This is a genomic window from Blastococcus sp. SYSU D00695, assembly GCF_054050555.1.
Genome location: NZ_JBJGZP010000014.1, coordinates 46,135 through 59,836, shown reverse-complemented (window position 1 = coordinate 59,836; position 13,702 = coordinate 46,135). Strand labels below are relative to the sequence as shown.

At 75.6% G+C, this 13,702-nt stretch carries 12 protein-coding genes; 4 read left to right on the top strand and 8 right to left on the bottom strand.

Features of this window, described 5'->3' with window-relative positions; translation table 11 throughout:
- Positions 1-32: 32 nt before the first annotated feature.
- From ACI781_RS11325 to leuA, 3 genes are all read left to right on the top strand, one after another.
- Positions 33-1,652 (top strand): phospholipase D family protein, encoded by a 1,620-nt coding sequence (locus ACI781_RS11325; protein ID WP_456566199.1) that lies wholly within the window; start codon positions 33-35, stop codon positions 1,650-1,652.
- Positions 1,653-1,840: 188 nt separating this feature from the next.
- Positions 1,841-2,470, top strand: a complete 630-nt coding sequence (locus ACI781_RS11320) for a helix-turn-helix domain-containing protein (protein ID WP_456566198.1) — start codon at positions 1,841-1,843, stop codon at positions 2,468-2,470.
- A gap of 189 nt (positions 2,471-2,659) precedes the next feature.
- Complete coding sequence (gene leuA / locus ACI781_RS11315) at positions 2,660-4,393, top strand: 2-isopropylmalate synthase (protein WP_456566197.1); 1,734 nt, start codon at positions 2,660-2,662, stop codon at positions 4,391-4,393.
- Between the two features lies 1 nt (position 4,394).
- Here leuA and mnhG read toward each other — a convergent pair whose 3' ends face one another.
- The 8 genes from mnhG to ACI781_RS11275 form a co-directional block, all read right to left on the bottom strand.
- The gene (mnhG, locus tag ACI781_RS11310) at positions 4,395-4,871 is read right to left on the bottom strand and encodes a monovalent cation/H(+) antiporter subunit G (protein WP_456566196.1); all 477 of its coding nucleotides are present in this window, start codon (positions 4,869-4,871) and stop codon (positions 4,395-4,397) included.
- Positions 4,868-5,197 carry a monovalent cation/H+ antiporter complex subunit F gene (locus tag ACI781_RS11305; RefSeq protein ID WP_456566195.1) on the bottom strand — a complete coding sequence of 110 codons (330 nt, stop codon included), beginning with the start codon at positions 5,195-5,197 and terminating at the stop codon, positions 4,868-4,870. The genes mnhG and ACI781_RS11305 overlap by 4 nt, the downstream gene beginning before the upstream one ends.
- Entirely contained in the window at positions 5,194-5,751 is a 558-nt protein-coding gene (locus ACI781_RS11300) for a Na+/H+ antiporter subunit E (RefSeq protein ID WP_456566194.1), read from the bottom strand. Before ACI781_RS11300 ends, ACI781_RS11305 begins: the two co-directional genes overlap by 4 nt.
- On the bottom strand, positions 5,748-7,430 hold the full coding sequence (locus ACI781_RS11295) for a Na+/H+ antiporter subunit D (protein WP_456566193.1): 1,683 nt from the start codon (positions 7,428-7,430) through the stop codon (positions 5,748-5,750). Before ACI781_RS11295 ends, ACI781_RS11300 begins: the two co-directional genes overlap by 4 nt.
- Positions 7,427-7,954 carry a Na(+)/H(+) antiporter subunit C gene (locus ACI781_RS11290; protein ID WP_456566192.1) on the bottom strand — a complete coding sequence of 176 codons (528 nt, stop codon included), beginning with the start codon at positions 7,952-7,954 and terminating at the stop codon, positions 7,427-7,429. The genes ACI781_RS11295 and ACI781_RS11290 overlap by 4 nt, the downstream gene beginning before the upstream one ends.
- Positions 7,951-10,809 (bottom strand): Na+/H+ antiporter subunit A, encoded by a 2,859-nt coding sequence (locus tag ACI781_RS11285; protein WP_456566191.1) that lies wholly within the window; start codon positions 10,807-10,809, stop codon positions 7,951-7,953. The genes ACI781_RS11290 and ACI781_RS11285 overlap by 4 nt, the downstream gene beginning before the upstream one ends.
- Before the next feature lie 146 nt (positions 10,810-10,955).
- A complete protein-coding gene (locus ACI781_RS11280) occupies positions 10,956-11,615 on the bottom strand; it encodes a response regulator (protein WP_456566190.1) in 660 nt (219 codons plus the stop codon).
- A complete protein-coding gene (locus ACI781_RS11275; RefSeq protein WP_456566189.1) occupies positions 11,612-12,793 on the bottom strand; it encodes a sensor histidine kinase in 1,182 nt (393 codons plus the stop codon). Before ACI781_RS11275 ends, ACI781_RS11280 begins: the two co-directional genes overlap by 4 nt.
- A gap of 146 nt (positions 12,794-12,939) precedes the next feature.
- On the opposite strand from ACI781_RS11275, the gene ACI781_RS11270 reads away from it, so the two are divergent.
- Positions 12,940-13,647 carry a hypothetical protein gene (locus ACI781_RS11270; protein WP_456566188.1) on the top strand — a complete coding sequence of 236 codons (708 nt, stop codon included), beginning with the start codon at positions 12,940-12,942 and terminating at the stop codon, positions 13,645-13,647.
- Positions 13,648-13,702 lie beyond the last annotated feature (55 nt).

The following is a 13,702-nucleotide window of genomic DNA, read 5'->3' as shown; positions in this document are numbered from 1 at the left end:
CGTCCCCGCCCGGGGCGCGTTGTGATCACCCGATGGGCGCCCCCGAGGACCACTTGAGCGGCGAGGACCCGGAGCGGTGGCTGCTCAGCGGCGCGCAGCGGGGCAACCCGGCGACGACGGTGCCCGCGTGGACCACCGGCAACCTGTGCGTCCCGCTGGTCCACGGGTCGGAGTACTTCGACCGGCTCGTCGAGGCCGTCGAGGCGCTCGACGAGGGCGACCACCTGTTCTTCACCGACTGGCGCGGCGACCCCGACGAGCAGCTGCGGCCGGGCGGCCCCACGGTGGCGCAGCTGTTCACCGAGGCCGTGCGCCGCGGGGTGACGGTGCGCGGGCTGGTGTGGCGCTCGCACGTGGACGGCGCGTCGTTCAGCAAGGAGGAGAACCGCGCGCTGGACAAGGAGGTCGAGCACGGCGGCGGCGAGGTGATCCTCGACCAGCGGGTGCGCCGGTTCGGCTCGCACCACCAGAAGTTCGTCGTCCTGCGCCACGACCAGGACGCCACGCGCGACGTCGCGTTCGTCGGCGGCATCGACCTGTGCCACGGCCGGCGTGACGACGCCGGGCACCGCGGGGACCCGCAGGCGCTGGCGATGGCCGCGGTGTACGGGCCGACCCCGCCGTGGCACGACGTGCAGCTGGAGCTGCGCGGGCCCGCGGTGCACGTGCTCGACACCGTCTTCCGCGAGCGCTGGGACGACCCGCACGACGCCGACACCGACCACCCGATCGCCTGGGTGCGCGACCGCCTGCACCGCAGCCGCACCACCGGCGACCCGCTGCCGCCGCAGCTGCCGCCCCCGCCGCCGTGCGGGCCGATGCTCGTGCAGACCCTGCGGACCTATCCGGCGATCCGCCCGCCGTACCCCTTCGCGCCGAGGGGCGAGCGGTCGGTGGCGCGCGGCTACAGCAAGGCGATCGAACGGGCGCGGCGGCTGATCTACCTCGAGGACCAGTACCTGTGGTCGGCCGAGGTGGCCCGACTGTTCGCCGACGCGCTGCGCGCCCACCCCGACCTGCACCTGGTCGTCGTGGTGCCGCGCGTGCCCGACCAGGACGGCGCCTTCGCCTCGCGGCCGCAGAACGTCGGCCGGTGGCAGGCGCTGGAGCTGTGCCGGCGGGCGGGCCCGGAGCGGGTGCACGTGTTCGACGTGGAGAACCACGAGGGGACGCCGGTCTACGTGCACGCCAAGGTCTGCGTCGTCGACGACGTCTGGGCCAGCGTCGGCAGCGACAACTTCAACCGCCGCTCCTGGACGCACGACAGCGAGCTGTCCAGCGCCGTCCTGGACACCACGCGCGACGAGCGGGAGCCGCGCGACCCCTCGGGCACCGGGGACGGCGCGCGGGTCTTCGCCCGCGACCTGCGGCTGCGGCTGGCCCGGGAGCACACCGACCGCGACCCGGACGGCGCCGAGGACGACGCGCTGATCGACCCCGCCGCGTTCGTGGCGACGCTGGAGGCCGCCGCCGAGGCCCTGGACGCCTGGCACGCCGGTGGCCGGGTGGGTCCGCGACCCCGCGGGCGGCTGCGCCGGCACGATCCCGAGCGGTTGTCGCTGTTCACCCGGCTGTGGGCCACGCCGGTGTACCGCCTCCTCGACGACCCCGACGGCCGGCCGCTCGAGCTCCGCCTACGACGCGGGTTCTGACCGCCGCACGCACACGGACCACGCCGGCCTCAGCGCCTTGGGCCCCCGCTCTGCCAATGCCCACTGCCCGTGGGCACTGGCAGAGCGAGCCGGAGGTCGTCGGCGCTCCTGCTGTGGACGGGCAGGGGCCGTCCACAGCAGGACCGCACTGGGGCTCACCCGCGCCCGAGCGCCGTCAGTGTGCCGGCATGACCGGTTGGGCCCAGGCAGGCGCACTGCGCCGCATCCGCCGCCTCGCGGACCTCTCGCAGCGGCAACTGGCCGAACGCCTGGGGATCTCCAAGTCCGGGGTCGCGGCCTTCGAGGCCGGCACGAGAGGCATCGACGTGGACACACTCGTCGCCGCGGCAGCGCTCGCCGGCCTGCGCCTGGCTCTCCTCGACCCCGAGGGCCGGGAGGTCTCGGCCATGTCGGCGGGCACCGTCCGCGACGGCGCCGGGCGGCGCTTCCCCGCGCACCTGGACACCGAGGTGGGCGACGACGCAGTCGACGTCCGGGAGTACCGCAGGGACCGGCCGTTCCCCGTCTACACCGCCCACCGGGACCGAGCCAGGCGGGACGCCCTCCGTGCGCGGCGGGGCACGCCAGACGACCACCTCGCATCCCGACCCGGCGACTCCCCCGAGGAGCGCCACGCCGCGCGGCAGGACGCGGCCCGTCGGCAGAGGCGCGCCGAACGGGAGCGGCTCGGGACCGCAAGGGACCTGCCGCCGCTGGTCGACCCTGTGTGCGGCTGCCCGTCCAGCTGCGACACCGGACTGGCCAGCGGGCGCCCCCGGCACATCGACGGCTGCGCGTGTGCGTGCGACATCGGCTGACGCGCTGCTACGGTGGTCCGGTGCGCGGCAGCCTCCTGCTTACCCGCCGCGGCGAGGCCCTCTCCTAGGTCGGCCCCCTCGCCGCGGTGTCCTGCCGTGACGTCACCCTCCCCGACGGAGCGCGTCCCCGGCGCCAGCTGACCGCCCACCGGAGCTGAGTCCAGCCCGCGCTCGAGGAGCCCTCCCGCCATGCACGAGAACCACCCGCACGCCCGCACCCCCCAGCAGCCGTCGCCGATGCGGTTCGACCGGTACGCGCCGTTCACCCCGATCGCGCTGCCCGACCGCACCTGGCCGGAGAAGACCACCACGGTCGCCCCCCGCTGGTGCGCCGTCGACCTGCGCGACGGCAACCAGGCCCTGATCGACCCGATGACCCCCGACCGCAAGCGGCGCATGTTCGAGCTGCTGGTCCGGATGGGCTATAAGGAGATCGAGGTCGGGTTCCCCGCGGCCAGCCAGACCGACTTCGACTTCGTCCGGCAGCTGATCGAGGACGACCTGGTCCCCGACGACGTCACCATCCAGGTGCTGACCCAGGCCCGCGACGAGCTGATCGAGCGCACCTACGAGTCCCTGCGCGGCGCCAAGCAGGCGATCGTGCACCTGTACAACTCCACCAGCACCCTGCAGCGCCGGGTCGTGTTCGGCTCCGACCGCGCCGGCATCGTCGACATCGCCGTCCACGGGGCGCAGCTGGTCCGCAAGCTGGCCGAGCAGATGCGCGACACCGAGATCCGCTTCGAGTACTCACCGGAGTCCTTCACCGGGACCGAGCTCGAGTTCGCCGTCGAGATCTGCAACGCCGTCACCGACGTGTGGGAGCCCACCGTCGACCGGCCGACGATCCTGAACCTGCCGGCCACCGTCGAGATGGCCGAGCCCACGGTGTACGCCGACCAGATCGAGTGGATGCACCGCAACCTGGGCCGGCGCGAGGCCGTCGTCCTGAGCCTGCACCCGCACAACGACCGCGGCACCGCCGTGGCCGCCGCGGAGCTGGGCTACCGGGCCGGCGCCGACCGCATCGAGGGCTGCCTGTTCGGCAACGGCGAGCGCACCGGCAACGTCTGCCTGGTCACCCTGGGCCTGAACCTGTTCAGCCAGGGCATCGACCCGCAGATCGACTTCTCCGACATCGACGAGATCCGCCGGACCGTCGAGTACTGCAACCAGCTGGGCGTGCACGAGCGGCACCCCTACGGCGGCGACCTGGTCTACACCGCGTTCTCCGGCTCCCACCAGGACGCCATCAACAAGGGCTTCAAGGCCCTGACCGCCGACGCCGAGGCCGCCGGCCGGCCGGTCGAGGACATGCCCTGGGCGGTCCCGTACCTGCCGATCGACCCCAAGGACGTCGGCCGCAGCTACGAGGCCGTCATCCGGGTGAACAGCCAGTCCGGCAAGGGCGGCGTCGCCTACGTGATGAAGACCGAGCACCAGCTGGACCTGCCCCGGCGCCTGCAGATCGAGTTCAGCGGCGTCATCCAGCGGCACACCGACGACGAGGGCGGCGAGGTGACCGCCCAGCAGATGTGGGCGGCCTTCAGCAGCGAGTACCTGCCCGACCCGGACGCGCCGTGGGGCCGGTTCGCCCTGGCCGGACACCGGCACACCGCGCACGGCGACCAGCTGGACGAGATGGTCGTGGAGATCGTCGACGGTGGGGTCCCGGTGACCATCACCGGCCGCGGCAACGGCCCGATCGCCGCGTTCGTCGACGCGCTGCGCAGCGTGGACGTCGACGTCCGGGTGCTGGACTACACCGAGCACGCGCTGTCGGCCGGCGGCGACGCCCGGGCGGCCGCGTACGTGGAGTGCGCCGTGGGCGACCGGGTGCTGTGGGGCGTCGGCATCGACCCCAACATCGTCAGCGCCTCGCTGCGGGCAGTCGTATCCGCGGTCAACCGCGCCCAGCGCTGAGTCAGCGGGCGGGGGGCGGCGGCCGGTCCGCCGTCTCCCGCCCGGCGGCCTCCTGGCCCTCCCGGTCGGCCGCCGCGCGGGCGGCCGCCGGGTCCTCCGGCGGGGCGTCGCCCGGCTCGTCGCCCACGTACATCCGCTCGCGCCGGTCCTCGACGGCGGCGAACTCGTCGACCAGCAGCAGGTCGCGGCGCACGTGCCGCCGCCGGTAGGCCACCCGGCTGATCAGGTGCGCGCTCACCGGCGCGGTGATCAGCTGGAAGGCGGCGACCAGCAGCAGCATCCACCCCGCCGACCAGCCGTGCAGCCGCAGCGCCGCGCCCACCATCACCAGCAGCACCCCGAGGACCTGCGGCTTGGTGCCGGCGTGCATCCGGGACAGCACGTCGGGGAAGCGGACCAGGCCCAGCCCCGCGGTCAGGCACAGGAAGGCCCCGGCCAGCAGGCAGGCGACGGCGATCCCGTCGACGACGGCGCTCACCGGCTCCCCTCCCGTTCCTCGGCAGCCCGCGGCAGCCCCAGGTCCTGCCCGTCCCCGGTGGCCGACCGGACGAGCATCCCGCCGACGTAGCGGGCGATGGAGACCGAGCCGACGAAGGCCAGCAGGGAGACGACGACGAGGACCGGCACCACCGTGGGGTCGCGCTCCAGCGCCGCGTACACCGCCAGCCCCGCCGAGATGATCACCAGCAGGGTGTCCGTGGCGACCACGCGGTCCAGCAGCGACGGGCCGAGCGCCAGCCGCACGAGCGCCAGCAGCGCGCCACCGCCGATCAGCGCGTAGAGGACGTAGCCGGCCACGGTCACGACGCCGCCCCCTCCACCACGCGGCCCGGCGAGCGGTCCAGCGCGGCGACCTCCTCGGCCGACCCGAAGGCCCGCACCAGCCGCTCCTCCACCACCAGGACGGCGGCCCGCTCCCGCTCCACCTGCGCGCGGTCGCGGACGTGCAGCAGGTGCACGGTGATCCGCCGCCGCTCCCGGTCCAGGTCCAGCACCAACGAGCCGGGCACGAGCGACAGCGACTCGGCGACCATCGTGAGCAGCAGGTCGGAGTCGGTGCGCAACTGCACCTGCACGATCGCCGACCGCTGGCGCCCGCGGGGGCCCAGGGCCAGCCCGGCCACCTGGGCGCCGGAGACGACGAGGTCGACGACGAAGTGGCCGAGGAAGGACAGCAGCGGCCCGGGGCGCACCCGGGTGCCGCCGACGACGCTGGGCAGCGGCAGCAGTGTGGTCACCAGCAGCGCCACGACCGTGCCGGACACCAGGTTGGCCCACGACCACGTGCCCCACAGCAGGATCCAGACCAGCACCAGCCAGACCAGCACCGGCAGCTGGGAGCGCACCCGCGCGGTCACTGCGCGCCCTCCGCGGCCGGGGCGTCGAACACGGCCTCGACGTAGGAGGTGCGCTCGACCAGGTCAGCGGCGGCCCGGTCGGCCAGCCCGTACAGGAAGCCGGCGATCCCGGTGAGCGACACCGTGAGCGCGACCAGGGCACCGGCCGCGGCCACCATGGTCCGCGGCAGGGGGCGCAGCGCCCGGACCGCGCCCGCGGCCGGCGCGATGTCCGGGTCGGCGGCGGTCGCGACCGCGGTGTGCCGGCGCCAGGCGACCTCGCGGGCGGTGGGTGTGCCGCCGGCGCCCTCCGCTCCCCCGCTCCCCGGCTCGCCGGCGTCCGCGGCGGCCGCGGCGGCGGTGTCCCCGGCCGGCTCCTGCGTCGGCGGCCGCCAGAAGGCGCGGGTCCACACCCGGGCGATGGCCACGAGGGTGAGCAGGCTGGTCACGACGCTGCCGCCGACGAGCACGTAGGCCAGGGTGCCGCCGTCGGCCACCCCGGCCTGCAGCAGCCCGAGCTTGCCGATGAACCCCGACAGCGGCGGGATGCCCGCCAGGTTCATGGCCGGCACGAAGAACAGCACCGCAAGCAGCGGGGAGCGCCGGGCCAGGCCGCCGAGCCGGTCGATCGACGTCGTCCCGCCCTGGCGCTCGACCAGGCCGGCGACGAGGAACAGCGTCGTCTGGATGGCGATGTGGTGGGCCACGTAGAAGATCGCGCCGCCCAGGCCGGCCACCGTCCCCAGCGCGATGCCGAACACCATGTAGCCGATGTGGCTGACCAGCGTGAACGACAGCAGGCGGCGCAGGTCGGTCTGGGCGACCGCGCCGAGGATGCCGACCAGCATGGTGGCCAGCGCGGCCCACATGAGCAGCTCGTCGAGCGCGCCGCCGGGGAACAGCAGCGTCTGGGTGCGGATGATCGCGTACACGCCGACCTTGGTGAGCAGCCCGGCGAAGACCGCGGTCACCGGCGCCGGGGCGGTCGGGTAGCTGTCGGGCAGCCACGCCGACAGGGGGAACACCGCGGCCTTGATGCCGAAGGCGATGAGCAGCATCGACTGCAGCAGCACCTGCGTGCCCTCGGGCAGGTCCCCGAGGCGCAGCGCCAGGTCGGCCATGTTGACGGTGCCGGTCGCGGCGTAGACCAGCCCGATGGCGGCGAGGAACAGCAGCGAGCTGGTCAGGCTGACGATCACGTAGGTGATGCCGCCGCGGATGCGCGGGGCCGTGCCGCCGAGGGTGAGCAGCACGTAGCTGGCCATCAGCAGGATCTCGAAGCCGACGTAGAGGTTGAACAGGTCCCCGGCCAGGAACGCGTTGCTCACGCCCGCGACCAGCACGAGGAACGTCGGGTGGAAGATCGACAGCGGGGTCTCCTCGTCGCTGTCGGCCGAGCCCTGGCCGACGGCGAACACGAGCACCCCCAGCGCGACCGTCGACGCGACGACGAGCATCAGCGCCGACAGCCGGTCGACCACCAGCACGATGCCCAGCGGGACCGGCCAGCCGCCGACGGCAACGGCGCTCGCCCCGTGCGCGTCCGCCGTCATCAGCAGCGCCACCGACACCGCGACGACGGCGCCGAGGACCAGCAGGCTCAGCGTGCGCTGCGCCCGCGGGCGGGAGGCCAGCAGCAGCGCGCCGGCCGCGCCGAGCAGCGGCAGCAGGACCGGCAGAGGGGTCAGGACGCTGGTCACCGGGCACCCGCCGGCAGGTCGACGTCGTCGGCCGGGAGGTCCCCGTCCCCGGCGCCGTCCCCGTCCCCGGCGCCGTCCCCGTCCCGGCGCGCGGGCAGCGTGTCGGCGTGCCCGGCCGGCCGGTCGTCCGGCGCGAGGTCGTCGGGGTCGAGCTCGTCGGCGTCGGTGGCCGTCCGCGCGGCGACCCGCCGGTCCTCCTCGTCGGTGCCCACCACCTCCTGGCGGACCAGGCGCCACGAGCGGTGGATCATCGCCAGCACGAACGCCGAGACGCCGAAGGTGATGACGATGGCGGTGAGCACCAGCGCCTGCGGGAGGGGGTCGTTCATGTCCTCGGGGTCGGAGACGCCCAGGATCGGGGCCTGCCCGGCGGGACCGCCGGCCGACAGCAGCAGCAGGTTGGTGGCGTTGCCCAGCAGCAGGAACCCGAGCAGCACGCGGGTGAGGCTGCGGTCGAGCAGGAGGTACACGCCCACGGCGTAGAGGCCGCCGATGATCACCGGCAGGACGACGGTGGGGGTCATCGCGCGACCACCTCCCCCTCGGACAGCTCGATCGGGTCGTCCTCGTCCTCCTGGCGGTCCAGCTCCGCACCGAGGCTGCGCAGCACGTCGAGCACCAGCCCGACGACGATCAGGTAGACGCCCATGTCGAAGAACAGCGACGTCACGAGCTTGACGTCGCCGAGGACGGGCAGCGTGGTCTCGAGGATCGCCGTCTGCAGCGCCTCGGCGCCCAGCAGCAGGCCGCCCACGGCGGTGCCCCCGGCGAACAGCAGGCCGGTGCCCAGGAGCACCCCGGGGGCGACCGGCGCCGCCTCGCCCAGCTCGTAGCGGCCGCCGGCGAGGTAGCGCAGCACGAGCGCCAGCCCGGCGACCAGCCCACCGGCGAACCCGCCGCCGGGGTCGTTGTGGCCGGAGAACAGCAGGTAGACCGAGAACACCATGATCGTGTGGAACAGCACCCGGGTGACGACCTCGAGCACCACCGACCGCCGGGCCGGGTCGAGGGTGGCGCTGGCGGCCAGCAGACGGGGGCGGCGACCGCCGTCGGCGAGGTCGCGGCGGTCGGCGCGCTCGACGCCCCCGGTCCGGCGGCGCAGGAACACCAGGCTGGCGACGCCGGTGGCGGCGACGACCAGCAGGGAGATCTCGCCGAGGGTGTCCCAGGCGCGGATGTCGACCAGCGTGACGTTGACGATGTTCTTGCCGCCGCCGAAGTCGTAGGCCGCCTCGGGGTAGTCCGCCGACACCGGCGTCGCCGTCCGGGTGCTCATGACGACCGCGCCGACCAGGGCCATGAAGGCGCCCACGGCGACGGCGAGCACCCCGCGGCCGGCCCGCTCCCGCGGCCGGTGCCGCTCGCCGATGTCCTTGGGCAGCTTGCGCAGCACCAGCACGAAGACGACGAGGGTGAGCGTCTCGACCAGGAACTGGGTGAGCGCGAGGTCCGGGGCGCCCTGCAGCGCGAAGAGGAGGGCGGTGCCGTAGCCGGTGACCCCGACGACGAGCACCGCCGACAGTCGCTGCCGGATGCGCAGGCTCAGCGCCGCGGCGGTGACGACGACGACGCCGACGGCGGCCTGCACCGGGGTGTCCCAGGCCCGCCACTCCCCCGGCCACGGCGCCCGGGTGAGCAGCAGCGTCCCCGGGAGCGCGAGCAGGACGACGAGGATCGTGCCGAGGTAGGCCGGCAGCGAGCCCCGCTGGGTCGTGCCGGTGACCAGCACCGACAGCCGGTCCAGGCCCTGGATCACGTTCCAGTAGCCCTCGTCGGCCGACGCGCCGACGGCCAGCCGGCGCTGGAGCCGCTCGACCCCGTCCCGCGCGACGAACAGCGCGGTGCCGCCGGCGATGGTGAGCCCCGAGAGCGCCAGCGCCGGCTGCAGCCCGTGCCACAGCGCCAGCTCCTCGTGCTCCGGCGCGAGCAGCGGCAGGGTCTCGGCGTACACCTCCACCAGCGGTCCGAGGAGCACGCTGAGCGGCCCGGCGGCCAGCCCGGCGAGGGAGAGGACGACGGGCGCGGCGAGGAACAGCGGGCCCGGCGCGTGCGCGACCTCGGTGTCGGCGACGCCGGGCTTGCGGGCGAGGGCGCCCCACAGGAACCGGAGGGAGTACGCGGCGGTCAGGACCGACCCGGCCACCAGCCCGGTGAGCTCGAGGGCGGCGACGGCGCGCGAGGGCAGGCCGCCGTCCAGCAGCGCGGTGAACGCCGCCTCCTTCCCGACGAACCCGAGCAGCGGGGGGAGCCCGGCCATCGACGCCCCGGCGAGGACGGCGACCCCGGCGAGCACCGGCAGCCGCCGGCCCAGGCCCGACAGCTCGCGCAGGTCGCGGGTCCCCGTGGCGTGGTCGACGACCCCGACGGTGAGGAACAGCGTGGACTTGAAGAGGGCGTGGGCCAGCGTCATCGCCAGGCCGGCGGCCGCGAGCTCCCGGCTGCCGCCGCCCACCAGCGCCAGGAGGAAGCCCAGCTGGCTGACCGTGCCGAAGGCCAGCAGCAGCTTGAGGTCGGTCTGGCGCAGGGCCCGGTAGCCGCCGACCAGCATCGTGGCGACGCCCAGGCCGAGCACCAGCGGCCGCCAGCCGGGGACGTCGGCCAGGCCCGGGGCCAGCCGCGCCACGAGGTAGACGCCGGCCTTGACCATGGCCGCGGCGTGCAGGTAGGCGCTGACCGGCGTGGGGGCCTCCATCGCCGCCGGCAGCCAGAAGTGGAACGGCACCATCGCCGACTTGGTGACCGCGCCCAGCAGCACGAGCACGGTCCCCACCGTCATCGCCGTGCCGCTGCCCGGGGCGGCGACGACCTGCGACAGCAGGAACGAGCCGCTGGCCTGCCCGACGAGCACCAGCCCGACCAGCATCGCCAGGCCGCCGGCGGTGGTGAGCACCAGCGCCTGGGTGGCCGCGCGGCGGGCGGCCAGCCGCTGCCCGGACCCGCCGATCAGCAGGAACGAGAAGACGGTCGTGAGCTCCCAGAACACGTACAGCAGCAGGAGGTCGTCGGCGACGACGAGGCCGAGCATGGCGCCGGCGAAGGCGGTCAGCGTGCCGGCGAAGCGGCCGGTCCCCTCGTCCCCGGGCCCGAAGTAGCGGGCGCAGTAGAGGAGGACCAGCGCCCCCACGCCGGTGACCAGCCCGGCGAACAGCAGCGCCAGCGCGTCCAGCCGCAGCGCCACCTGCAGGTCCAGCGCGGGGATCCACTCCACGGTCTCCCGGACCTCGCGCCCGTCGAGCACCGCGGGCACCCGGGCCAGCACCCAGCCGAACGCGACGGCCGGCACGAGGGCGAGGGCGAGGAAGGCCTGCCGGCCCCACCACCGGACGAGCGCCGGCGCGAGCACGGCCGCCAGCAGGTGGAGGAGGAGCAGGACGAGCACGGGTCTCCCGGGAGTCGATGGCGGCTCGGGGACCACAGAACGTCGGTCGGTCGACGGCCGGCGGTGTCCGCCAGTCTAGCCGGAGCCGCCGCCGGTTCCCCGGCCGAGCGAGACCTCGGCCACAGCCGGGGCCGGGGAGGCCGCCGTCACCGGCCGGGGCGCACCAGGCCGCTCTCGTAGGCGAAGGCCACCGCCTGCACCCGGTCGCGCAGGCCGAGCTTGAGCAGCAGCCGGCTCACATGGGTCTTCACGGTGGCCTCGCCGAGATAGAGCCGCGCGGCGATCTCGGCGTTGGTCAGCCCGGCGGCCACGAGCGCCAGCACCTCGCCCTCGCGCTCGGTCAGCGCGGCCAGGGCCGCGGCCCGCGCGGGGTCGGGCGCCGGGGCGGCGGCGAAGGACTCGATGACGCGCAGCGTGACCGCCGGGTCGAGCAGCCCCTGCCCGGCGGCGACGGTCCGCACGGCGGCCACGAGGTCCTCCGGCGGCGCCACCTTCAGCAGGAACCCGCTCACCCCGGCCCGCAGCGCCGCGGCGACGTACTCGTCCTCGTCGAAGGTGGTGAGCACGACGACCCGGGTGGGCAGCCCGGCACCGATGATGCGGCGGGCGGCCTCCAGCCCGTCCACGCCGGGCATGCGGACGTCGAGGAGGACGACGTCGGGGCGCAGCCGCGTCACCACCGCGACGCCCTCCGCCCCGTCGGCGGCCTCCCCGACGACCTCGATGTCGGGTTCGGCGGCCAGCACCATGCGCAGGCCGGTGCGGATCATCGACTGGTCGTCGACCAGGACCACGCTGATCGTCACGCCGGCACCCCCGCCGGGGCGGCCGCGGGCGCCGGCACCGGGAACACCGCGCGGACCCGGTAGCCCCCGCCCCGGACGGGCCCGACCTCGAGCCGGCCGCCGGCGACGGCGACCCGCTCGCGCATGTGCAGCTGGCCGTGCCCGCCCGGTCCGTCGCCGGGGACGGCCACCGGCAGGCGGGCGCGCCCGTCGTCGGTGACGGTGACGGCGACCCGGTCGGCCGCCCAGGCCACCTCGACGCGGGTGGCGGCCGCGCCGGCGTGCCGGACGACGTTGGACAGCGCCTCCTGCACCACCCGCACGGCGGAGACGTCGACCAGCTGCGGCAGCTCCGCCGGCTCCCCGCTGACGGCCAGCTCGACCGGCATGCCGGTGCGGCGCAGCTCGTCCAGGACGTCGTCCAGCCGGGACAGCGACGGCTGCGGCGCGGGGTCGCCGTCCGCGCGCTCCCGGAGGATGCCGACGACCCGGCGCATCTCGTCGACCGACTCGCGGCCCAGCCGCTCCAGGCCGCGGAGCACCTCCTGGGCGTCGGGCCGGTCGGGCAGGAGCCGCCGCAGCCCGCCCATCTGCAGCACCATCACGCTCACCGAGTGCGCCACCGAGTCGTGCACCTCCCGGGCGATGCGGGCCCGCTCGGCCACGGCGGCCGCCGACGCGACCGCCTCCTGCTGCCCGGCCAGCCGGGCGGCCAGCACCTGCAGCTCCCGCGAGCGCTCCCGCGACTGGCGGACCAGCACCCCGACACCCCAGGCCACACCGGTGACCAGCAGGTAGAACACGGCCTCCCAGGTGGAGGGGCCGACCGTGACCCCCGCGACGACCACCACCAGCGTCGCCGCGACCGCGGCGGCCAGCCCCCGGCGCACCGGCAGGACGGCGGCGGCGTGCCCCACCAGCAGCGCCATGCCCACCAGCTGGGCGCCGCCCGGGCCCGGGGTGCCCAGGGCGTAGTTGCCGAGCACGGTCAGCGCGCCAGCCACCGCCGCGGCCTCCGGCCACCGCGCGCAGGCGGCGACGACGACCCCGACGGCGACACCGGGCAGGCAGGTGACCAGGGGGTAGGCGAAGGTCCGCTCGATCGCCGTCTCGACCACCGACAGGGTGGCCAGCAGCAGGCCGACCGCGGGCCACAGCAGGCGGGCGAGGCCGGGCGGCACGGCGGACCAGCGGGGCATGGCCAGCACGCTAGGGGCCGGGCGGTGGCGCCGGCATCCCCCTCGCGACGGACGCGCCGGCCCCTCGCCATCCGCCGTGCGGCGGAACCGGATCGGGTCGTCGCGGCGGACGCGCAGGTCAGGGCCGCGTTCCTAGCTTTCCCTGCATGACCTCGAACCTGCTGACCCCCGCCCCCGCCACCGTCCCCGCCGAGCGGGCCGGCCGCAGCGCCGGCTCGCTCATGCTGACGATCGCCGGCGGCGCGCTGATCGCCGGCACGCTGCTGTACGTGGCGGGGATGGCGACCTCCCCGCCGTGGGACTCGCCCTCCGACGCCGACTACATCGCCTCGCTGGCCCGCGACGAGGGGCAGACCACCCTCTCGGCGGTCCTGCTGCACTACGGCAACCTGCTCACCGGCCTGGCCTGGCTCGCCGCCCCGGCGCTGGTCCGCGGCCGCCGCGGCCGGGTGCCGACGATCGCCGGCGCCCTGCTCGCGGCCCTCGGCCTGGTCACCGTCGCCGGGTTCGTCCTCTACGACCACTGGACCGCCGCGGTCGGCCGGGAGCTGCCCGCCGGCCAGGCCGAGGACCTGTTCGGCATCGTGCAGGCCAACCCGGGCGTCGCCGTCGTCGGGATCGTGACCCTGTTCGGCATCCTGGGGCCGATCGTGACCGTCGCCGGGCTGGCCCGGGCGGGGGTCGTGAGCTGGTGGCTGCTGGCCGCGCCCGTGGCCGGCACCGCGGCCTCGGCCGCGCTGGTGTTCGCCCCGCTGCCGCACGCCGCGTTCGCCGCCGTCTCCGGCGCCGCCACGGTCGCGGTCGGGCTGCGGATGCTCCAGCGCCGCCGCGCCGAGGCCGCGACCGCGGCCTGATCCCGGCCGCCCCGATCCGCCGCCGCCTCGTGTCCCCCGGCCTCCGCCCCTGCCC